The sequence below is a fragment of the Candidatus Hydrogenedentota bacterium genome (genome assembly GCA_018005585.1).
Taxonomy (GTDB): Bacteria; Hydrogenedentota; Hydrogenedentia; order Hydrogenedentales; family JAGMZX01; genus JAGMZX01.
Genome location: JAGMZX010000049.1, coordinates 13,387 through 35,534, shown reverse-complemented (window position 1 = coordinate 35,534; position 22,148 = coordinate 13,387). Strand labels below are relative to the sequence as shown.

The following is a 22,148-nucleotide window of genomic DNA, read 5'->3' as shown; positions in this document are numbered from 1 at the left end:
TCTACCCGCCAGTCTTGCGCGTTGTAGTCGCTGGCATGGGCCGCGCAGTCTGATGGTCCCGGACCGGGCGCGTAGCCGTCTTCGGCGCCCGCATCGCAGTGGAATACCCCGGAATTGTAGAACTGAATTACCCGCAGAAGTTCCGACAGGCCAATATGCCTGTCATGGTCCTGATCCGCGGTATGAAAGCGGACAGAACGCGAAGGCTGCGCCGCGGCCAGACCCAGTCCGCCGGACATCAAAAGACCGGCCGCAGCCAGGCAGGACAAGCATTTCGCACGAGTCTTGCGCATGGCGCTCACGCCTTTCAAAGCCGAGAACAGTCCAACACATCCATTCTACGGCCAACGTGCGTCTCGCGACAATACTCCATTTGTCCGAGCGGAACCCGCAACCTCCGCAAGTTGTGTTTTCACCCGCTTCTCGGGTACATTTCCCCTCCGGCAGGGGGAGGGTGCAGCTCGACGGCCGTCGTGTGCATGCTCCCCGCGGTCAATGGGCGGAAGCGCCAGATACTGTCCTGCGCTGGAATCGTTGCGGTTATCCCTTCAGCTGGAAGCCGTGTATCAGGACGTCTGCGCCTTCCATACGGGCAAGAGGTAGGTACACGTATGCCACGCCGCGACGACATCCACAAAGTCATGATAATCGGTTCGGGGCCGATCATAATCGGCCAGGCCTGCGAGTTCGACTACTCGGGTACCCAAGCCTGCAAAGCACTTCGCAAACTCGGGTATGAGGTCGTGCTCGCCAACTCGAATCCGGCGACGATCATGACGGACCCGGGTATGGCGGACCACACCTACATAGAGCCGCTTACGGTCGAGGCCATGGCGGACATCCTTGCCAAGGAGCGCCCGGACGCCATCCTGCCGAACCTGGGCGGTCAATCCGGCTTGAACCTTACGTCCGCGCTGCATCGCAAAGGCTTGCTCGACCAATACGACGTAAAGGTGATCGGCGTGCAGGTGGACGCTATCGAGCGCGGCGAGGACCGCCAAGCCTTCAAGGACACCATGAACCGTCTGGGCATCGAAATGCCGCAAAGCGACCTCGCCTACAGCGTGGAGGAAGCCGAACGCATCGCCGACCGGCTCGGTTACCCCGTGGTCATCCGCCCGGCCTACACGATGGGCGGCACGGGCGGCGGGCTCGTGTACAACATTGAAGAACTGCGCACCGTCACCGCGCGCGGGCTCGCGGCAAGCATGGTCGGACAGGTGCTTGTCGAGGAATCGGTGCTGGGCTGGGAGGAACTCGAACTCGAAGTCGTCCGCGACGCCAAGAATCAGATGATCACCGTCTGTTTCATCGAGAACGTGGACGCCATGGGCGTGCACACGGGCGACTCCTACTGCACCGCGCCCATGCTGACCATCGCGCCGGAATTGCAGGCCCGCCTGCAGCAGTATTCCTACGCCATTGTCGAGGCCATTCAAGTCATCGGCGGCACGAATATCCAGTTTGCGCACGACCCGAAAACAGGCCGCGTCGTGGTCATCGAAATCAACCCGCGCACTTCGCGGTCCTCGGCCCTGGCGTCCAAGGCAACGGGTTTCCCCATCGCGATGGTCTCCTCGATGCTCGCGGGCGGCCTCACGCTGGATGAAATCCCCTACTGGCGCGACGGCACGCTCGAAAAGTATACGCCGTCCGGCGATTACGTGGTCGTCAAGTTCTGCCGCTGGGCCTTCGAGAAGTTCAAAGGCATTGAGGACAAGCTCGGCACCCAGATGCGCGCGGTCGGCGAGGTAATGAGCATCGGCAAAACGTACAAGGAAGCGTTCCAGAAGGCGATTCGTTCGCTCGAAAACGGGCGGCACGGTCTGGGCTTCGCCAAGGATTTCAACAGCAAGCCGCTCGACCAACTCATGAAGTTGCTGACCTACCCGACGAGCGAGCGCCAGTTCCTCATCTATGAGGCCTTGCGCAAGGGCGCGGACATCGGGGAACTGCACGCAAAGACTCACATCAAACCCTGGTTCCTCGAACAGATGAGAGAACTGGTCGCCCTCGAAGAGCAGATCCTGCAGTGCAAGGGGCGCGACCTGCCCGACGCGCTGCTCGCGCAGGCCAAGAAGGATGGTTTCGCGGACAAGTACCTCGTCAGGATTCTCGGCCGGCCCGAGCCGGAGATTCGTGCGCGGCGCCTCGCTCTCGGTATCACGGAAGCGTGGGAGCCCGTACCCGTCAGCGGCGCAGAGGACGCCGCATACTACTTCTCCACGTACAACGCGCCGGACTCCGTATCCGTCTCACCGGCGCGCAAGGTGATGGTGCTCGGCGGCGGGCCAAACCGCATTGGCCAGGGCATCGAATTCGATTACTGCTGCGTTCACGCGGCTTTCGCGCTGCGCGACCTGGGCGTCGAGTCCATCATGGTCAACTGTAATCCAGAAACGGTCTCGACGGATTATGACACCTCCAACAAGCTCTATTTCGAGCCGCTGACGGTCGAGGATGTGCTCAGCATCTACGAGAAAGAGCGTCCGTCCGGCGTCATCGTGCAATTCGGCGGCCAGACGCCGCTCAATATCGCGCGCGAACTGGCGGAGGCCGGCGTGCCCATTCTCGGCACCACGCCGGAGACAATAGACCTTGCGGAAGACCGCGACCGCTTCCGCCAGGTCATGCGCCGCCTGGGCATCCCGCAGCCCGACTCCGGCATGGCCGCGACGATCGAGGAAGCGCTGGCCATAGCCGCGGAGATCGGGTACCCCCTGATGGTGCGCCCCTCGTACGTGCTCGGCGGCCGCGGCATGGAAGTCGTCTATGACGAGTCGATGCTGCGGCAGTACGTCGCGGCGGCGGTAGATGTAACCCCGGAGCGGCCGATCCTGATTGACAAATTCCTGGAGAACGCCATCGAGTGTGAAGCGGACGCCATAGCCGACGGCACGGACGCCTTCGTGCCCGCGGTGATGGAGCACATTGAATTGGCGGGCATCCATTCGGGGGACAGCGCGTGCGTTATCCCGCCAATCAGCATACCGGCGAAGCATCTCGACACCATCAACACGTACACGCGCCGCATCGCGATGGAATTGAACGTGGTGGGCCTGATGAATATCCAGTACGCGATCCACGAAGACGTGGTCTATATCCTGGAGGCAAACCCGCGCGCGTCGCGCACCGTGCCGCTGGTTTCGAAGGTCTGTAATATCCCGATGGCGAAAGTGGCCACGCAGGTCATGCTGGGCGCCAGACTCGCGGACCTCAACTTGAAACAGCGCCCCATTCCGCACTATGGCGTCAAGGAAGCCGTTTTCCCGTTCACCATGTTCCCCGAGGTGGACCCCATCCTTGGTCCCGAAATGAGGTCGACGGGCGAAGTGCTCGGCATGGCCGACGGTTTCGGCATGGCCTTCTTCAAGGCAGAAGAGGCGGCGCAGTCCAAGCTCCCGCTGGAGGGGACCGTGCTCTTCACCGTCACCGACCGGGACAAGCTCGGCAGCACCGAGATCGCGCGGCAGTTCATCGAGCTGGGCTTCAAGCTGCGCACCACGGCGGGCACGCATGCCTTTCTTGCGGAGCGGGGCATCGCCACGGAACGCATCCTGAAAATGAAAGAAGGCCGGCCGCACATCGTGGATGCGATGAAGAACGGGGAGATCAGCCTGGTCATCAACACGCCGAACGGAAAATCCGGGATCTACGACGACTCGTACATCCGCAAGGCGGCCATCAAGTACCGGATACCCTACATCACCACGCTGGCGGCGGCGCAGGCCGCCGTGCGCGGCATTGCCGCGCGCCGGGAAGGACAGCAGGTGGCGAAATCGTTGCAGGACTACCACGCGGACATCGGCAGTTGACCCGGCGTTTCCCAAGGATTCCGGCGCCACCCACCCCGCCTCGCTGTTCCGTCAGCTTGAACGCCGCACCGCTTTAGGGCCGCCGGGATGCGGCAGGAACATGTCTTCAGGCCGCAGCCCGAGTTCGCGCGCCGTCTCCAACGCATAATCGAGCTTTGGCATATTCGGGTGGCGCCCGTTCGTGCCGAAACAGAATTTCGCGCCCAGCGCCTTCGCCGCTTCAAGAAACGGCCGTTTCGGCAACTGGAAACCGGCGCTGATCTCAATCGCGACTTCGTTCTTGACCGCCGCAGCAATGACCCGCTCCATGCGCGCGGGCGTCCAGTGCGTTTCGTATGCGTCCGCGAACGGACCGGGCAGCCATGAGACGTTGGCCAGGATGTCGATCGGCTGTTCTTCGAGAATCGAGACGTGCCAGTCTACGAACCGGTCCATGAACGTTGACAAATCACCCAGATCGGCGTCTTTTTCCCATAGTTTCCGGCGCACGCCGGCCCGGTCCGGAAAAGTCATCGTGTCGGTCAGCACGTAGTCCAGTTCCGCCAGCGCCCCCCTCGAAAAGCAAGCGCGCCAGTCGGTCCATTCCGCCTGGACGCCCTTGTAAACGCCTCTGCCTTCGAGCTTGGCGCAGTAGGCGCGCAGTTCCTCGTCATTGCTCAGGACAACGGGATATTGATTTTCCTTCCCGCCCGCGTGCTCGACAATCCCAAACTGGACGCCCCGCTCCGCGGCCAGCGCCACGACCGCGTCAATCGTGCTGTTGTCCAAGTGGACATGAAAGTCGACCGACTGGGTCTCCCCCTGCTTTGAGCCTTCCTCCGCTCGTGATGCCGCCGCCACCACCGCGCAGGACGCCGCACATTGAAGAAACCCGCGCCGCGACATACGGTTTGATATCATTTGTCTTCCTTCCGCGCGTTAGCACGCCTTCACCAACCGGCGCGAACATGGATCGCCTTCATGAATCCTCGGGTCTGATCAATTGAAACGCGCGCATCTTGTTGTACAGCGTGTTTCGCGCAACCCCAAGCATGCGCGCCGCCTTCGCGACGTTCCAGTCCGTCTTGTCCAGTATGCCGCGCAGGCGTTCCGCGTCGATGGCGCGCGCGCGCACCGGCAATGACGCCGCGGCCGCGTCTGGCCCCGCCGGTCCGGCGGCGAGAATCTCGCGCGGCAAGTGCCTCGGCAAGATCGTCGTATCGTGGCAAACAATGAACGCCCGTTCCAGGCAGTTCTCCAGTTCCCGCACGTTGCCCCACCACGCATAACGCATGAACACGTCCATGGTCTCCGGGGCGACGCCCGTGATCTCTTTCTTGAACACGGCGTTGAACCGGCGGCAGAAATGATCGACGAGCAGCGGGATGTCCTCGCGCCGCTCGCGCAGGGGCGGGATGTCGATGCGCACCACGTTGAGACGGAAATACAGGTCTTCGCGGAACTGGCCGGCGCGGATGCGCTGCGCGAGGTCCTGGTTGGTGGACGCAATCACGCGCACGTCGGTGTGCATGGGGAACGAATCGCCAACGCGCTCGAATTCGCGCGCCTGCAGCACGCGCAGGAGGCGCAACTGAAGCCGCTGGGAGATGTCGCCGATTTCGTCCAGCAGGATCGTGCCGCCGTCCGCCGCCTCGAAACGCCCGATACGGTCGGAAAGCGCGGTCGTGAACGCGCCTCGCACGTGGCCGAACAGTTCACTTTCCAGCAACTCTTCCGACAGCGCGGCGCAGTTCACTTTCACGAGCGGTCCGTCACGCCGCGCGCTCGCCTGGTGAACGGCCTCAGCCACGAGTTCCTTGCCTGTGCCGCTTTCGCCGCAGATGAGGACAGTCGAGTCCGTGGGGGAAACGTTGCGCACGAGCGCGAAGATGTCGCGCATGACGCGGCTCTTCGCCACGATATCGCGTAACGGCTGGTGGTCTTCGAGTTCCTTCTCAAGCATGGTCAGGCGCGTCACGTCGCGCACGACCAGCACGGCCCCCGACTGCGCCCCGTCCTCGCGCACGAGCGGTGTCGCGCTGATCATCAGCACCTTTTCGCCTTGTCCCTGGATCCAGGTCTCGATGCGCACGTCCGTCACCGGCGTGCGCGAGGCCAGCGTCCGCTCGATGGCGCTGCGCGCGGGCAACAGGCCCGGCGGCAGCGCCTCGGCGAACGGCGCGCCCCGCAGGTTGCGGTCAGACAGGTGAAGAATGCGCCGGAACGCCTGGTTGTACTCGAGCACGCGCAACTGAGCGTCCACGGTAATCACGCCTTCATTGACGCTGTTGAACACCGCCTCAAGATGACGCCGGAATGCCTCGAGGCGCGCCGCGTAGACGTTGCGCTCCTCCTCGAGCTTGCGCCGGTCGAGCGCCAGGCGCACGATGCGCACCAGGTCGCGGCCCGTTACCGGCTTGGCCAGGTAGTCGAACGCGCCCAGGCGCACCGCCTCCGCCGCCGATTCCACGTTGGGCTCGCCTGTCACCATGATGACCGTTGCGGCGAGGCCGCGCTCCTTGATAGAGCGCAGCAAATCGACGCCGGTCTTGCCTTCGAGGATGATGTCGGTAACCACGACGTCGATCGCGTACGCCTCGAGCTGCGCCACGGCTTGCTCGTAGTTCTCCGCCATATGGACTTCAAAGCCTTCCGTGCGCAGAAACTGCTTGAAGGTCAGGCGCAGGACGCCTTCGTCCTCGACCACGAGGACCCGCACCATCGTCAGGTCTCCCATTCTGTTTCGCTGCCGGCGGGCGCCTCGAGAGTCCAGTCATGGTCGGCAGGCAGGTCGATCTGGAACCGCGCAAAGCGGCCATATTCGCTCTCGACGGAAAACACGCCGCCGTGAGACTTGACGATCCCGTCCGACACCGACAGCCCAAGGCCCGTGCCCTTGTCGCGGCCTTTGGTGGTGAAAAACGGGTCAAACAGGCGGTCCTTGTTGGCCGGAAGAATGCCCGTGCCGCGGTCCTCCAGGGTGAACCGCAGCAGGCGCCGGCCGCGGTGCCTTCCCGCGCGCACGGATACCAGCAGCTGCTTCTCCGGATGCGCGCCGGGAAAACGCTCGTCAAGCGCGTGAATGCTGTTCAAGAAGAGGTTCATGAGCACCTGGAGCATCTCTTCCTTGTGGCAGAGCATTTCGGGCAGGGATTCCGGCACGTCCACACGCACGGCAATGTGCGAACGTTCCAGTTTCTTCGTGCAGAGGACCAGCACCTCGTTGACCATCGCGCTCGGCCGCTCGCGGCTATGCTTTTCCAGGTCGTGCCGCGAGAACCGGAGCAGTTTGCGCGTAATGCGCGCCACGCGGTCCGCCTCGGCTCGGATCATCTCGGCATAGCTCCATACATCAGAATTCGGGTCGAGTTGCTGCATCAGGATATCGGCGCAATTCATGATACCGTTGATGGGATTGCAGATTTCATGGCTGACACCCGCGGCCAGTTCGCCGATGGAGGCGAGCTTTGAAGCCTGCAGGAGCCGCCGCTCCGCCTCGCGCCGCTCGAGCGCATCGGTTACTTGCCTCGCCACCGCCTGGATCAATTCGCACTCCTCGGCCGGAAACGGCGGTTCCTCCGGCGCGGCCGGGGCGGGGGCATGGGAAACCTCGAGCTTGCCGCGTTTGCGTCCCGCAATTTCGAGTGCGATGGCGAAACAGGGCGCGCTTGGGTCCGGAGACTCGTCTCCGTACGTTTCGCCATCCACCTCGATGCGCACGCGCGTGGCTTCCGGGCGCAGCGCGGCCTTTTTGACCAGCCGGGCAACACGGAGAAACGCGACGCCATCCAGGTCGCGGCCGCGGAGCGTCTCGCCTACCGCGTAGAGACAGGCCAACTTACGGTTGCGCGCATGCAGCGCACGCAACAGCCGGCCGGATTCCTCCTCAGCGTCAGACGCCGTCTTGGCCCGGCAGGAACCCTCGCCGGGCGTCTGCACGCGCTGCGTGTCATCTGGTTGCCGCTTTGACATGCCTGAACCCCGCACACTGCACTTCCGTGCATTCTAGAAGGTGCTGCGCGATGGAAGCAAAGGCTGCGCCGTGGCGCAAACGGCGGCAAACACGTTCAGCCGGCGAGGGAATCCAGAATTGCGCCCACATCGCGGGGCCGCACATCGCCATACCAATCGCCCCCCGGATACACCAGCACGTTAGGGCCCCTCCGGCATTCACCCAAGCAGCCGCCTTTACACAAGTGAACGCGGCCTTCAAGCCCCCTTTCCTGTAACATGTCCTCCAAGCGGCTGAAGACCTTCTTGGCCCCGTTATCTCTGCAATCCTTGCCCGTACACACAATCACGCACGTATTGGAAGACCTTCGCTGGTGGTGCATGTCTGAAACCCCTGCGTGACCGGTGCGCCCTCGCATCAGGGGCGCTACTCGGCCTTGACACATACGGCTTGTTCCACGGCTGAGGCATGAGCCATGCCAGAAACCGTTTACGTCCCTTCCCTTATTCCTGTGCCGCGCGCGTTTCCGGCGCAGGCGGCCCCAACCGCTTGGATCCAAGACGACCTGGCGCCGTCAGACTTCTTCTACGACCTTCATTCCGGTCAAATGAGCCAAATGCCGGATCGTTCGCGTGTGGTCGCCATAATAGGCCACGCGATGCAGCGAGGCATAGTAGTCCTTGGCGCTCGCGCCGAGCGCGCCGCCGCCCCAGTTGTCCAGCAGGCTATCCGCGTCTTTTACTTCAGCCACGATCTCCGTGCGGCAGCCGCGCTCCCGGTCTTTGGGCACTTCAGGCACTTCAACGATGGTCCCCGTGAACATCAGCAAGGTGTCCAGATGGACCAGCTTGGTAAAGGTGACTTTCTGCCCGGTGCGATAGCGAACCTCGGTCACCGCGCCGCCGCGGACTTCCGCATGGCGGCGGAGCAGGTATGGCGAACGCGGGCTCTCCGGGCCTTCCATGCGCAGCGGGGCCGAGCAATGCGAAAGGTGAAACACGTTCCTGGAGGTATCCACGCCCGCCGCATTGCCAAGGAAACCCGCCCGGTTCAGCGCATGCTGAAAGACCAGCATGGTCAGGAGGCAGTCCATGTCTCCGTCGCAGGCGGCTGGAATGCCCCGGTCGTTCAGTCGCGAGAAGCCAAGGCACGGAAAGCCTCGGTCAAGCCAGCGCATGCATGTCCCTACACACAATCCGTTCGCATTGTTCTCGGCGATCAACTGTTCCAGGGTCAGGCTGGCCTTGGCGGCCTTCACGATATCCTCCGGTGCCGGCTCGACGATTTCTTGCGCTTCGTCGATCCATGTCTTCGCCTCCGCCTCCGCGGCGGCGGCGTCCACGTTCGCCATGACTTCGTCATAGCGTCCGTCGGTAATCTGCACCAGTTCCACTCCCAGCCGGTCCTTCACCATCTCCGGTGCATAAGATTCGGGCGTGCCCTTGAACGGGGGGGAAACCAGCACGCGGCTCCGTCGCAGCAAGGGCCCCACGCGCAGCAATGCCGCGGCCCGCTCGAGTTCATCGTAGTCGGTGCTATTGAAAAGCGTGATTCGTTGGCCCTCATCGCGCCACGGCTTCACCAGGCACCAGTCGTGCCCGCCAACGACGGGCAGGTGAAACAGGGCGACCGGGCGGTGTTGAGCGAACACGGCGGGCAGGACGCTTGCCGGGCCGAAAATATGCGCACTGATGGCCAGAACGGGCGCGTCGGGTCCTGCCTGTTCCAGCAACGGAGCGGCCTGCTCGGCGTTGTTCGCCTGGCCGACCACGAATTCCACGTTGCCGAGATTCTTCTCCGCGACCGCCAGGCGGTCCCGCGCGGCCGCGACCTCCGCTTCCGACGGATTCCAACTGCGTTCCCCGGGCTCGCCCGCAATAATGACACAGATTCTGACCTTGGTGCCGTTAGCGGGGGCCGTGCCCGGCGCATCCGCGCCGACCGCCAGATGGCCCGTAGCCATCGCGATTCCGCTTGCCGCACTTACCCCCAGAAATTGCCGGCGCGTGCAGTGCGTACACATGACATGGTCCTCCTCTTCGGCCGCCGGATGGCGGCCCCCTGTCTTCCCGGCGTGCCACCCATCCCAGCATACGCGCCCGCTTTCCGCATGTCGAGCGCGGTCCTGACGGGGGAACAACACCGGCGGCGCACGAGAGATGCGGGATTAGCCGCCCGTCTTCATGAGCAGCATGACGCAAGCATCATACGCCATCTCAGGCGTGATGCGATTCAGATACTCCTGCGCGGCCCACGTCGAGACCCGGCGCGGCGGCGGCTCCGGTCCGGCGTACAGCACGCGCGCCGGCGCGCCGGCGGGCGCATGTTTCTGCGGGTCCGTACCCCCGAAAATCGCGACCACGGGCGTGCCCATCACGGCGGCCATGTGCATCGGACCCGTGTCGCCTCCGACATACAGGTCGCACCGCTGAACCATCCACGCATAGTGTTTCAGATCAGGCGTCTCCGGAGCGACCAGCGGCTTGCGCCTGGCCAGCGCCGCAACCGTCTCGGCAATCCCGCGTTGACCGGGCCCCCATGTAATCATGACTTCAAAACGTCCATCTGCAAGGAGCAGGTCCGCCAGCGCCGCGTACGAAGCCAAGGGCCACTGTTTCGATCCCCGCTCCACCGCCGGATGGATCGCGATTACCCGTTTATTGCCGTCAAAGGCCGTATCAAAGAAAGCGTCCACCTCAATCTGCGCGGCCTCGGGCACAGACACCAACGTATCCACAACGTCATGGTGCAAGACTCCCAGCGCCTCACACAGAAGCCGGTTCTCCTCGACACGGTTCAGGCGCATCGACGGCAGCGGAACCCGTCGCGTGTAGAACAAGGAGCTCAGTTCCCGGGCACGCGGCGATGCAAACCCCAACCGCTGCGGCGCGCGCGACCAGAAGCTGATGAGCCCGCTCTTGAAAATGCCGTGGAAATCCACCGTGATGTCATAACACTGCCGCCGAATGAGATTGAGAAAGGCCAGAAAGCCGCCTACACGCCCGTCGCCTCGCCGCCGCCGCTCGAAGACATGGCACTGGTCCAAGTCGGGGTGTTTTTCAACGATGCCCGCGGCCTTCGACTCGACAGCCCAGTCGATTTGGGCGTGGGGAAAATGCTGCCGCAACGCGGCCAAGGCGGGAAGCACGCGAACGACATCGCCTATCGCACTGAGGCGGATGACCAGGATGCGCGGCACTCCGTTGAGCATGATATCGTATTAAACCATTGCTGCCGCGAAGTTTAGCAGGATCGGCGCCTAATGACAACCAGGAAACTGCCCCGGGATCCGCCGGAAAACCGGCGCGGAAAACAACGGCGCCGCAGACGGTTGGGATGCGCGGGAGCCGTCACGAGTCAGTGCGGCTTGAATGCGCGCCGTGTTCCGGAGATGATAGCGGGGAACATTCCATCAGAAGGGAAGTGACCATGAACGAACCGGGAGACTGTTCGCGGCGGAGATTTCTCGCCAAGACCTTCCTTTCCGGAGTGGCCTTGCCGGCAGGCATATGGGGAGGTCTGAACATGAAGAGTCACGCGGCCACCGATGCGCGGATCGCGTTTGTCACCGCGAATCTGGTAGCCCGAGAGACGGGTTACCGCTTTGAACTGGCTCATTGGGGCGACCAGCATAAGAGAACAGTTGCCGCAACCGATGCGGCAGCCTGGCGCTCCATCTGCCGCGAAATCGCGGCGCACGGGTTCAAGGCGGTCGAGGTGTGGGAAGCCCATGCCGCGCCGGAAGCGATGGACCGCGAACGCGGCGCCGCTTGGAAGGCCGTCCTGGAGGACTGTGGGCTCCAGGCCATCGGTTATGGGGGCGGACTGAGCCGCAAGACCCTGGAAATCTGTCAATGGCTCGGCATCCCGCAAATCAACGGGTTCATCGGGGAAAACACGCCCGAACAGGCAACGGCGATGTGCCGGGAGATGGGCGTTCGCTTCAACGTCGAAAACCATCCGCAAAAAACCGCGCAGGAATTGCTGGACGTGGTCGGCGGCGGCAACGAGTGGCTCGGGGTTTGCATCGACACGGGTTGGTTGGGCACCCAGGGCGTTTCCGGGCCTGATATCATCCGCGCATGCGGCCCGCTGGTCCGGCACACGCACCTCAAGGACGTCAAGGCCGCGGGCGCGCACGAGACCTGCCTGCTCGGCGAGGGAGTGGCTCAGGTCGCATCGTGCATCGCCGCGCTGAAGGACACCGGTTATGCCGGCTGGTACTCCTGGGAAGACGAACCGGAAGACCGGAATCCCTTCGATTCAGCCGTTCGCAACCGCGAGTGGATCGAGGAACAATTGGCCTGACGCGTGTGCTGCGCCACACCTGCGGTAGCGCTTCTCCGGAGACATCGACGTTTCTCCTGTTTCGCTTCCCTTTCTTTCTCATAATCTTCACGAAGGCGTAACGGAGATGAAGCCCGCCGAATTCCCCGGGCCCAGCCGCGGCTGCCCCGCGCGAGGCCGCCTGCGGGGCAGCCAGAACCGCGACGACGGTCACCGCTGATAGACAAAGAGCATGCCTTCGTTGTACATCGTGAGCGTGTCGCCTTCGATGGTTGCCTGCGTATAACCGGCGCCTGGATGTTCCATAATCAGCGTGTTGCCTTCTCTTGTGTAGGTCCCCGGATTCTTGCCGTCCCCGCCCGGAACCACGATGTTCGGATTGCTGAATCTCAAGGTGCCCGAGAATGTCCCATTGCTCCTGACAGTGAGAGAGCCGCCGGCGATCTCCGGCACCCGTCCGCCTTCGTGCATAGGCGAGCAGGGCAACTGCAGTCCATCGATGGATACCAGGTTATAGGTCGTCGACGTGGCCGGTTGTCCGACGGATTCATCGCGGTCCAGTGTCCATAAGAATGTTACTGCTAAATATGATATACCTAATAATAAAATAATTACTATTATAAATCTATCCCTGCTGTTCATAGTAGATCCATCCTGATCTGTAATCTATTTTGGAAACGTCTTGCCGAAGTCTTATTCGGAGATTGGTGCTGTGGCGCGCTTCCAGGCCCTGACGCCAGATTGGCCAGCAGGGGCAGCGCCGTCACAATCGTCAGGACCGCTGCAAACGCGCCCCCCAGGTTTGTCTTTTCGTTCATTGTCATGCCCTCCGTCGCCGGAGCAAGGTGACCGGCGCAATTGGTATCCGGGGCAAATCCCTCGTCATGCGGTTCCTCCCCCGAGGTTATTCCCGCATCCACTATTCAGAGAAGGAAAGGCAGGCGCGAAGTTGCGGCTTATCCACCAATGGCCGCAAACAAGTGCCGCAGTTCCTCGTCCACGCTCTCCCCTTCGGCGAGGGTGTGGGCGATTTCCTCGACGAGCAGGTCACGATACCGGCGCCGCAGCCGGTGGACCGTTGTCTTGACCGCCTCTTCGGAGAGGCCCAATTCAAGGCCTGCCTCGCGGTAGCGCGAACACGGCTCCTGGCCCGTCAGCGTTCCCTCGAGCCGATCGAACAGCGCTAACTTGTCCGCGCGGACATACTCCTGCCGCAGGCGCGAGAGCGCCGTCTCCAGCGACGCAAGCGCCCAGGCGCGGTCGAACAGTTTTTCCGGCGAAAGCGCGGCGGGCGTTACCGCCGCATATCGGTCCTCAATCGCGGTGAAATCAAGCGGGAGAAACGTCACCCGGCCCCCCCGCTTTATTGTTCTCGCACGGTCTCGTTCGTTCGATAGAAGATGATTCACGGATGCCAGGAGAAACGAACGGAACTTCCCCTTGGCGGGGTCCACGTCCTTCAGGTAGTTCTTTTCCAGAAAGCGTGCGAAGAACTCCTGAATAAGGTCTTGTGCGTCCTCCGCGGAATAGCCCTTGTGACGGATATAGCCGTAAAGCGGATACCAATAAGTGGAACACAACGTTGCGAGGGCTTGCCGGGCGCCCGCCGCATCGCCGGACTTCGCCGCGTTCACGACGCTCCATCGTGTTGTCTCAAAATGCATGCCGAGGCCCGCTTCCAACTTCCTTAACGTATTCGCCGGATAGTGACTCCTGGGGCAGTAAGCGTGTTGCCCTGTATGGTAACTTGGTTGGTCCGTTCGCTGGAGCCGTCAAGACGGGTAAACAACTGGTTGTCGTTGACGAGCCACGTCCCCCCAAGTGTCATGTTCAACGTAGTCGACGTTACGTTGGCGCGCCCGTTGTCCAGGAATTCCACGTGGACAGGGCCGTAGGAAGTTGGATTCACCTCCCACGTGGTGCCGATGAAATCTTGCATCGTCATGTTCGGGGCATAGGGATTTGGTTCCGGCAGCGTACCCGCGCCAGCCTGCGCTGCCGGAACCACCGCGGCGGCGCCTTGAGCGCCGGCGGCAGGAGGTGCGGCGAAACGGGTCATTATAAATTCCTCGTGCATCAGGAGCGCGCCGTCCAGTTCTTTTATCGTAACGCTACTTAGGACTCTGCCTTCGCTCTCAAAATGCATCCGGCCGGTCACTATCGGATGTCCGTCGATTCCCTTGCCGCTAAACTCGATAGTCCGCACCGCCTCGTTCCAAGCGCCATCGAGCGATGCCTCGGGGCCGTCGTAGTTTGAGCCGAAATTCCACGTCCGGAAGCATCCTCGCTTCGCATCGTACGTGTACAGGATCAGACAACTGTCCCCATTCGAGTCTACGCCGGTTTGCTGAACGAATGTTCCGCCAAGTATGCGGACAAATGCGTAGGTGCCGGAGATATGCTTTTCCTCGGGCGTCCACACGGCCGGGAACAGAATCGCTTCCTGGCTCCAATTGCCAAGCAGCTGGTCGAGTATCTTCTGTTCCGGGGACTGTCCGTCGGACGGCGGGCCATAGTCTGCCGCAGGCTCATCGGAGACCTGCGCCCCCTTGAACCGGCGCATCCGATATTCCGCACGGAAAACGGTATTCCCGGACGCCTCTTTTCCGAGGATGCTGCACTCGATGGTATCGTCGCCGGGAAAGCGGTGTTGAATCGTCAGGGCATAGCCCTGCTCGGACGAACTGGTCCAGTCCAACGTGCGAGCAGCCCCATTCCAGACGCCATTCAGCGGCTCCTGCGGCCCGCCGAATTCCGAGCCAAAACCCCAGCATCGATAGCATTTCCTGTTCGTGTCATACGCGTATAACCCGAGGATGGCGTTCTTGTTATCCGAATCACCGCCGGTCTCGCGAACGAATCTGCCGCCCAGGGTGCGAGTGAACGTGTTCCGGCCGGTTGCACGGTTTTCCTGAGCGCCGGCATAGGTTGTTGATTCCCAGTCCCACGTGCCAATCATCCGGTCCAGCACGTTCTGGGCCACCTCCGGCGCGACGGGTGGCCGCTCGTGCGGTGCCGGAGGCGCGGTCGCGTTACCCTCGGGAACCGCTTGTGCGGAGTCGCGCGTGTCGTCTTTCGCGCGTTCGCTTCCGGGCGTCAGCAGCAACAGTACGGCCAGCAGACTCAAGGGCATCAAAACCGCCACAGCGGCCCACGCATAACGCTTCCACATCAGACTAGCCTCCGTTTTTTGAGGTACGACTCAAAACGCATGCCCGCGGCAATAAGGCCTATGCCGGCGCAAATGAAGAAGAAAGCCTTGTATTGAAAATTCATGTCGATTTCGAGAATGCGCGTTGCCGCGATGCCCGCGATAAAAAAGGTTCCAGCCCAGAAGATGCGGCGGCTCAGCAGCAAGACGCCCGTCCAGGTCACCGACCCGCCCAAAATCAGGACCGCCCCATTCGCCGCGGCGAAGATCGCGAGTATCGCGCCCGCAGGCTCTGCGCCCACAACGGGGCCAAGGCGCGACTCGGCCATGCAACCCGCCGCAAGCGTGCTGATGGCAATCAGCAGAGTTAGGGCGAATCCGCAGGCAAGCGTACGCAGTTCCGGCGGTCCGAAATCGCGCCAGGCCGCGAGCGGCCACAAAACCGAGGCGACGATGCAGGCGAGAATTGCGGGCAGAAACCGCTCCGGCGGCAGGCCGAGAGACTTGTCCATGCCATAGAAGAGGTCGAAAGCGTGCCACATGGACAGCGCCACCGCTGGTATGGCGAGCGACAGGATGCCCAAGCCGAGAGCGGGAAGAGCTACTTTCCGGGGGCTTGCGCCGAAGGAAGTCAGCAGACCCCACGGAAATATGGCCGCCGCCATTGCCAACAGAATGCCCAGCACGCTGGGGCCGTTGGCGGCTGGACTGGCGGCCACGAGCAGTACGGACGAGAAAGACACGGCCAATATGAGCAGGGCGAAAAGCCGGCCGCTTCCCCATAGATACCCTGCGGGCAGGAACAATACGGCAATAACCACCGGGTAACAGTAGACCTGCGGCGCCAAAGAAGAACCGCTGAAGCTGAACAATTCCTCGCAGAACCACAGAAAGCTCGCGACCAGAGCGATGATTGTGATGGGATTGCTGCGAACGGCACAGGCAACCACGAACGCGCCAATGCCCCACAAGAGGAAGAGCACGTTTTCGCGCATGGCGAGCGCGTCTCGATTCGGCCCCGCCAATCCCCAGTTTCCGGCTAGCGGGATGTGGTATATCCTGCAAAGCAGCAACAGGTCGATACCGAACACTATTACGCCGAGATACACCAGAATATGTCCAAGTTGCGGCCGCGTTGCCGAGACCTTCCAGAAGTGCAAGCCGCAACCCAGGAGCACGAGCATCGTGGTCACGATCAGCGCGGCCTGGCCGTGCGCGGGGATCCGTTTCCAGTTGTACGCAACCAGCGTGATGATGCCTGCCGCGATGAGCGCCGCCCCCAATGCATAGACAACGGCTAGGAAGGCTACGCGCGCTTCGCGCTCGCGAAAAACGCGGCCCGAGATGAATGCCTCGATATCGCCAGCAAGCTCCTTTGCGGACGCGTGGCGGTCTTCGGGGTGCCGGGCCATGGCGCGCCCGCAGATAGCTGCCAATTCCGGGGGTACCCGCGGTTCGACCTGAAGCACAGGCGCCGGCCGGCCCTGAAGCACCTTGTCGATGATTTGTTCCGTGCTGTTGCCCGTGAACGGGGGGCATCCCGTGAGAATCTCATAGAGGACGGCGCCCAGCGCGTATACGTCCGAACGTTCATTCACATTCTGGATCTCGCCTCGTGCCTGCTCCGGCGGCATGTAGGCCGCCGTACCCATCACGGTTCCGTCTTCGGTCTGGTAGTCCGCCGCCGCGCCCGCCATTGCCCGAATGCGTTCCGCTATTTCGCTGTCTTGCGCGGCCATGCCCGTTCCAAAACGCGATTTGGCCAGGCCCCAGTCAATGACCACCGTTTCGCCGAATTCTCCCACCATGACGTTCTTGGGCTTCAGGTCGCGGTGAATCACGCCCCGGCTGTGGGCATACGCCATCGTCTGGCACAGGTCTACGAAATGCGGCAGGAGTTTCAATCGCTCGCCGTAACTTTTCGACTCGACAAGGGCGTCGTGGAGTGTCTTCCCCCGGACAAGCTTCATCGTGTAGTACAGCGTGTCGTCGGGACGGCGCCCCAATTCATACACGGGCACGACGCCCGGATGCTCGAGTTGCCCCGTGAGCTGCGCTTCGCGCAGGAACCGTGCCAGAACTTCCACGGAATACCGTACAGGAGTATCTTCTCGTTCGTCTGCCACGCGCGGGAGCAATTCCTTAAGCGCCACGTCACGGCCAATCGACCGGTCGTGGACAAGCAGAATGCGTCCCATGCCGCCCCGCGAGTATTCACCAAGATGCGAGTAACGTCCCGGCGCCTCATGGACGTCAATCCCGTCCGCGCTACCTGAGTCCTGGATGGCGCGGATGAACGGCGGTTCAGCCCCGGGCAACGTGACGGAATGTGAAGACAAACCATCCGCGGCGGCTTCGCCGACAGACGCGTCCCTCGCAAGATTAATCAGACATAGGGGGCACAATCCGCCAGGCGCATCGGCAGGAAGCGGCGCGTGACATTGCGGGCAGAAAGCCTGTTTTCCCATCTCACCTTCTCCCGATTCCGGTTCCGTGTCGCCAATACATGAAGAAGCAAACAGCGCCAAAAGTTGCGGCACGACGCCAGCGGTCTCAATCGATTTCCCCTTTTGGCTGGAGATTGAAACCCCACAAGACACCTCACCATTCTATTCTACACCTTCTCCGTGTTATCAACATATCCGGCAGTTCTTGCCTGTGGGCGGGCCGGTAGATTCCCGGATTCGTTCGGGGTTCCGGGTCACTGAGCATACCCATAACAAAACGGACATGACCGAATCGGCACGACTGGGGCGAGACCGACATCTTAAATGCCGGCGCGAAGAAACAGGCCGCCTGACGAAATGCCGGTCTCCGGCAGGAATCGTCAGACGGCCTTAGCCGCTCTTACGCTTTACCGCGTTCGCGTTTGATCAACCACGCTTCTTGACGGCACGCCGTACGTGCGCGGCGGACATTTGCAGCAACAGGACAACCGCCGCTATGACCAGCGCGTCGGCCGCGAACGACCCGCCTCTGTCCGGCCCGGCCGCGCCGCAAAACAGCGGACGCTTGCGCTCGACCGTAACGGTAACGGAGTCTGCCGTGCTCAGGGCGCCTTCGTTATCCGTCACGACGAGACTGAATGTGTATTCGCCGGGCGCCAGGTTCAATGCCGGATTCACAACGTCGTCCGGGTCCGGCGCGCCGGTCCACGAATAGGCCGCAATCGTACCATCGGGATCGCTCGAACCGGAACCGTCCAGCGTCACGAGAGCCGTATCGCTGGTCGCCACCACCGTCTGGTCGCCGCCCGCATCGGCCACGGGCGGCTGGTTCGCGACTTCGCTGACAAGGAATCCGTTCAACAGCACCGCAACTTCGTCACCCGTCGTGATGCTCACGTCTCGGTAACCAGGTTCGGCGGCCGCGCCGACCGTGATGTTCACCGTGGCTTCCGTCTGGCTGGTTACGGAGATGGAATTCACGGTGATGCCCGCGCCGCTGAACGCGGCGGCGGATTCGCCATTCTCGAACGATGTGTTCTCGCCCACGATGGTCACGTTCAGCGTCGCGCCGGGCGCCCCCGCAGCCGGGGTCACGCTTACAACCCTCGGAATGAAAGCGCCAAAGCTCGATGTCGTCACGAGGAACGGCCCGATCACGTTCTCGTACACGGCGCCGGCCGTCGTGTTGACAATGACATCGTGATAACCCAGCACGGCGTTGTCATCCTCGATGCTGATGTTCGCGACGCCTTCCGTGGCGCTCGCCGGCGTAAACGAATTCACGATGATCCCGTCGCCGAAGCCGGCGGTCGAACTCCCGTCAAACTGCGTGCCGTATCCCGTAATGGTGACATCCAGCGTCTGGCCGAGCGCGCCCGCAGCGGGAGATACGCTCGTGATGACTACGTTGGCGGGAATACCCTCGACCTCGAATGCGCCCACTCCGGTGGCAGTCTCGGTCGTACTGCCCAAGTCCGTGGTGACAGTTACGTCACGGAAACCCTGCGGCGCATCTTCCGCAATGGTGATATTCGCGGCCAACGTCGTGGCGGAAGCCGCAACGCTGGAATTCACCGCAATACCCGTGCCGCCGAAGGACAATTCGCTCGATGCGTTAAAGTTGGTGTTCGAGCCGGTCAGCACGATGTTAATGGTCGTGCCCGCGTTTCCTGTGGCCGGATTGACGTTCGGAATGCTCGGATTGATCGCGCCCAGCATGATATTGAGCGCGGCGTTGTTGTAGGGAACCGGGTCGCCCATATTGACGTTCGGCACAAAGGCAAAGATGCCGCCCGTTTCAGCGGCGATGGCGGAAAACACCGCGATCGCGCCTTGCGGGAAATCCGCAGGCGGCGGCACCGGCTCATTGCAGTCGGGCCCGCTGCAACCCGGCGGGGTCTTCGCGGCGCCGGCCGATTCCGGGCAATCCGGGAAATTACAACTGGAACCAAGCGCGTACATCTCGCCCATTGCGCTGTCCAGGCTGAAGTTCGTTCCGGATTTGTAGGTTTCGGAGCAGCTGCCGGACAACAGCACGTCGACGCTGAGCCCCTGCGCGCGCAGCGTCGCGATTGTGGATGGGATATCAAGCCCCGCGTGCGGGTCTGCATCGGTGGCAAACAGAATGCGCCCGCCCGGGGCAATGGTCTGCGCCACCACGTTTAGCGCCTCCACGGACGCCTCCGGGCAGTCCCCGCCGCCGTCTGCCGTAAGCGAACTCACGACCGCCAGCACCGCATCCAGGTCCGACGACGCAATACGTGTAGAGACGCCGTCTTTGAACGTCACGACCAGGATCAGCGCCTCTTCTTCGCTCGCCTCAAGCCCGGCGATGAACTGGATCAACGCGTCGCGAACGCCGCCGATTTCCTCCGCCATGCTTCCCGTGTCGTCGATCACAAACGCAATATCGGCGCCGTTCAGCGTTCGCGAACAACTGACGTACCAGCCCGTCTCCGGGGCCGCGTCGTTCTTGCCCTGGACCACCCACTTGATAAGCTCTGCACCCGCCAGAATGGTGTTCCAATCCGCGGTGGACGGCGTGTAACTCGTCGTGTCGAGCTCACCCGATTCGAAAATCAGCGAACTGAAATTCTCGTCGTAGAATTGGACCTTGAACTTGTTGTTCCGCTTCGTAGGCCCGCCGCCGTTGGCCTCCCACTTGAAAGTCGGCGGCGTGCCGCCGCCGACGGTCGCCCCATTCGGCGGGTCCGTCGGTTCCGGCGCTACTTTGTGGTCCGCAAAGATACAACCGCACGCCACGGTGGTCTCCATCGGGAGGCCGGCAATCAGGCCGTTCCAGAACTGCGACAGGTTCACCGCGCCCGCCGAAGAGGCGGGAAGGAATACGCCATAGTCAAAGAGCGCGACGTTATCGCGCGCATCCGTTCCGGTGTCATACAAGTCCCACAGAATACGTTGCACCGATAGTTCATTGTCCTCGCCCAGACTCCCCGCCGCCGGCTCCAGACCGTAGTTGATTGTCGCGTCGATCGTGTCCGTGTAGAAGAAGTCGCCCACATTGGGGACGTTCAGGCTCGAAGCATACCCGTACTGTTGCCCCGCCGTCCCAAAATACGTGGGGAATCCTTCGCCCCATGCAAGACGAATGCCCGCGTCCTTGCCCACCCGTTCCCCCAGGTTCTCGTCCAGATTGTGACTGCCGCCCGGGTTGTTTTCGATGTTGGCCATGTCCATGAAATAGTGGCCGAATTCATGATGGATCACGTCCCAGTCGATCCAGTCGTCCCGGAGAATGGACAAGTCGGTGCCGTCATAGTTCGAAGTCGAGGCCGTCGTTGGAAAATCCACTTCGATCTTCGGCACTACGGTGAAAAAACTCCCGTACGGCGAGATCGTCGTATATGCGTCGAGCACGGAAAACGCGCGGTTGTTGTCGTCCGTATTGTTCGCCGTCAGGTTGATCGTGACCGTGGAGCCGTCGGTCACGTCGTTTGTCGTGGAAGATTGCAGGAAATGCGCGTCGCCGCTGCCGGGCGGGTGCACGCGCGTGTAGACGCCGTTCGCGATGACGCGGATGAAAATATCTCGGCCGTTCAAGCCGAATGTGTCCGAGTTCTCGACGGTCGCGCTGAAGGTCCCATCGTAATATGTCTGCACCGTGGCGGCCAATTCGGAGCCCGCGATATTCTCGTCTCGGATTTCTATGTCTACGTAGCGGGAAGGGTGGGTATTGCCAACGTTGTCCGTCCAGAGGATGGTTCCGTTAACGGTGATTGTGCCCGCCTTCGCCATGCCCTGGCTCACGCTCTTCGATTCAATCGCGCCACCGCCGCGGACCTGGTTCAGCCTTGCTTCATAGGCCTCGTCCGTGAGTTTCTTGGCCGCTCTCGCGTTTTCGAGATGCCGGATGTCGAGTTCATAGGGGCTGCTCTGGCCCGTGAGGATATCGCCCTCCGAGGACAAGACGTACAAGGCGCGGGAACGGGCCCACAGCGGGGTGCCGTTCTCGTCATACGCATTCAGCCATGCGCGGACTTCGCTCTTGCCCTTGCCCGTCAACCGAATTCCGGTTTCCGCGAAACAGGTCTCCCCCGCCCGGAGGGCGCCCAGGTCCACGCGCACCGGTCCCGTTATCAGGATATCCCCGGACGTCACCGCGAAAACCGCCTCCGCCTGAGGCACATCCCCATCTGGCACGGCCGAGAGCGTCACGCCGGCTTGCCCCCCGCCGGCGAGCGCCGTTTCGTCCGCCGTAACCGTCAATTCGACCGGCGGCTTGACGCTGCACGGCGCAGCATATGCGCCGGGCGCAAGCAGGATTGCCCCCCACGCGAGAAAGCAGAAAAACGTCCAAGCCATTTGCCGCGCGGACCGTCGCTCGCTTTTCAACCCTGATGTCGTCTTCATTTCTTCATTCTCCACCTCAACTCTGGCGTTCATGCCAACTGCACAAGAATTGCTCCCTCGCACGCGGCTTCACCCGCCTGCAAGGCCTCTTCTCAATTCGATGACGGGCTGCCGCCGGGCGGTGTCACGATGATGGTTTCCTTCGC

General features: G+C 62.2%; 14 protein-coding genes. 2 read left to right on the top strand and 12 right to left on the bottom strand.

The window, feature by feature from the left end; translation table 11 throughout:
- On the bottom strand, positions 1 to 293 hold a 293-nt coding region (locus tag KA184_10385; protein ID MBP8129971.1), incomplete at its 3' end, for a hypothetical protein.
- Positions 294 to 611: 318 nt separating this feature from the next.
- Here KA184_10385 and carB point away from each other — a divergent pair.
- Entirely contained in the window at positions 612 to 3,815 is a 3,204-nt protein-coding gene (gene carB / locus KA184_10380; GenBank protein MBP8129970.1) for a carbamoyl-phosphate synthase large subunit, read from the top strand.
- A 51-nt stretch (positions 3,816 to 3,866) separates the two neighbouring features.
- On the opposite strand, the gene KA184_10375 is transcribed toward carB, so the two are convergent.
- The 6 genes from KA184_10375 to KA184_10350 all read right to left on the bottom strand — a co-directional run bounded on the left by KA184_10375 (position 3,867) and on the right by KA184_10350 (position 10,957).
- The gene (locus KA184_10375; GenBank protein ID MBP8129969.1) at positions 3,867 to 4,715 is read right to left on the bottom strand and encodes a hypothetical protein; all 849 of its coding nucleotides are present in this window, start codon (positions 4,713 to 4,715) and stop codon (positions 3,867 to 3,869) included.
- Between the two features lie 58 nt (positions 4,716 to 4,773).
- On the bottom strand, positions 4,774 to 6,516 hold the full coding sequence (locus KA184_10370; GenBank protein MBP8129968.1) for a sigma 54-interacting transcriptional regulator: 1,743 nt from the start codon (positions 6,514 to 6,516) through the stop codon (positions 4,774 to 4,776).
- Between the two features lie 2 nt (positions 6,517 to 6,518).
- A complete protein-coding gene (locus tag KA184_10365; protein MBP8129967.1) occupies positions 6,519 to 7,766 on the bottom strand; it encodes a hypothetical protein in 1,248 nt (415 codons plus the stop codon).
- Between the two features lie 95 nt (positions 7,767 to 7,861).
- Positions 7,862 to 8,128, bottom strand: a complete 267-nt coding sequence (locus tag KA184_10360) for a (2Fe-2S) ferredoxin domain-containing protein (protein MBP8129966.1) — start codon at positions 8,126 to 8,128, stop codon at positions 7,862 to 7,864.
- Between the two features lie 192 nt (positions 8,129 to 8,320).
- Positions 8,321 to 9,769, bottom strand: a complete 1,449-nt coding sequence (locus tag KA184_10355; protein ID MBP8129965.1) for a hypothetical protein — start codon at positions 9,767 to 9,769, stop codon at positions 8,321 to 8,323.
- A 144-nt stretch (positions 9,770 to 9,913) separates the two neighbouring features.
- Entirely contained in the window at positions 9,914 to 10,957 is a 1,044-nt protein-coding gene (locus KA184_10350) for a glycosyltransferase family 9 protein (GenBank protein MBP8129964.1), read from the bottom strand.
- Between the two features lie 314 nt (positions 10,958 to 11,271).
- Between KA184_10350 and KA184_10345 the strand changes: the two genes are divergently transcribed.
- Entirely contained in the window at positions 11,272 to 12,054 is a 783-nt protein-coding gene (locus KA184_10345; GenBank protein MBP8129963.1) for a sugar phosphate isomerase/epimerase, read from the top strand.
- A gap of 189 nt (positions 12,055 to 12,243) precedes the next feature.
- Here KA184_10345 and KA184_10340 read toward each other — a convergent pair whose 3' ends face one another.
- The 5 genes from KA184_10340 to KA184_10320 all read right to left on the bottom strand — a co-directional run bounded on the left by KA184_10340 (position 12,244) and on the right by KA184_10320 (position 22,002).
- A complete protein-coding gene (locus KA184_10340; protein MBP8129962.1) occupies positions 12,244 to 12,426 on the bottom strand; it encodes a hypothetical protein in 183 nt (60 codons plus the stop codon).
- 563 nt (positions 12,427 to 12,989) lie between these two features.
- Positions 12,990 to 13,697: a sigma-70 family RNA polymerase sigma factor gene (locus tag KA184_10335; protein ID MBP8129961.1), complete on the bottom strand. Its 708-nt coding sequence runs from the start codon at positions 13,695 to 13,697 to the stop codon at positions 12,990 to 12,992.
- A gap of 23 nt (positions 13,698 to 13,720) precedes the next feature.
- The gene (locus KA184_10330) at positions 13,721 to 15,205 is read right to left on the bottom strand and encodes a DUF1579 family protein (GenBank protein MBP8129960.1); all 1,485 of its coding nucleotides are present in this window, start codon (positions 15,203 to 15,205) and stop codon (positions 13,721 to 13,723) included.
- Positions 15,205 to 17,652 (bottom strand): DUF2157 domain-containing protein, encoded by a 2,448-nt coding sequence (locus KA184_10325; GenBank protein MBP8129959.1) that lies wholly within the window; start codon positions 17,650 to 17,652, stop codon positions 15,205 to 15,207. The genes KA184_10330 and KA184_10325 overlap by 1 nt, the downstream gene beginning before the upstream one ends.
- Before the next feature lie 405 nt (positions 17,653 to 18,057).
- Complete coding sequence (locus tag KA184_10320) at positions 18,058 to 22,002, bottom strand: hypothetical protein (GenBank protein ID MBP8129958.1); 3,945 nt, start codon at positions 22,000 to 22,002, stop codon at positions 18,058 to 18,060.
- Positions 22,003 to 22,148 lie beyond the last annotated feature (146 nt).

Bases quoted from the DNA above. Each gene is read 5' to 3' on its own strand.
- carB (MBP8129970.1), top strand. From the start codon at position 612: ATGCCACGCCGCGACGACATCCACAAAGTCATGATAATCGGTTCGGGG.
- KA184_10375 (MBP8129969.1), bottom strand. From the start codon at position 4,715: ATGATATCAAACCGTATGTCGCGGCGCGGGTTTCTTCAATGTGCGGCG.
- KA184_10370 (MBP8129968.1), bottom strand. From the start codon at position 6,516: ATGGTGCGGGTCCTCGTGGTCGAGGACGAAGGCGTCCTGCGCCTGACC.
- KA184_10365 (MBP8129967.1), bottom strand. From the start codon at position 7,766: ATGTCAAAGCGGCAACCAGATGACACGCAGCGCGTGCAGACGCCCGGC.
- KA184_10360 (MBP8129966.1), bottom strand. From the start codon at position 8,128: ATGCACCACCAGCGAAGGTCTTCCAATACGTGCGTGATTGTGTGTACG.
- KA184_10355 (MBP8129965.1), bottom strand. From the start codon at position 9,769: ATGTGTACGCACTGCACGCGCCGGCAATTTCTGGGGGTAAGTGCGGCA.
- KA184_10350 (MBP8129964.1), bottom strand. From the start codon at position 10,957: ATGCTCAACGGAGTGCCGCGCATCCTGGTCATCCGCCTCAGTGCGATA.
- KA184_10345 (MBP8129963.1), top strand. From the start codon at position 11,272: ATGAAGAGTCACGCGGCCACCGATGCGCGGATCGCGTTTGTCACCGCG.
- KA184_10335 (MBP8129961.1), bottom strand. From the start codon at position 13,697: ATGCATTTTGAGACAACACGATGGAGCGTCGTGAACGCGGCGAAGTCC.
- KA184_10330 (MBP8129960.1), bottom strand. From the start codon at position 15,205: ATGTGGAAGCGTTATGCGTGGGCCGCTGTGGCGGTTTTGATGCCCTTG.
- KA184_10325 (MBP8129959.1), bottom strand. From the start codon at position 17,652: ATGGGAAAACAGGCTTTCTGCCCGCAATGTCACGCGCCGCTTCCTGCC.
- KA184_10320 (MBP8129958.1), bottom strand. From the start codon at position 22,002: ATGAAGACGACATCAGGGTTGAAAAGCGAGCGACGGTCCGCGCGGCAA.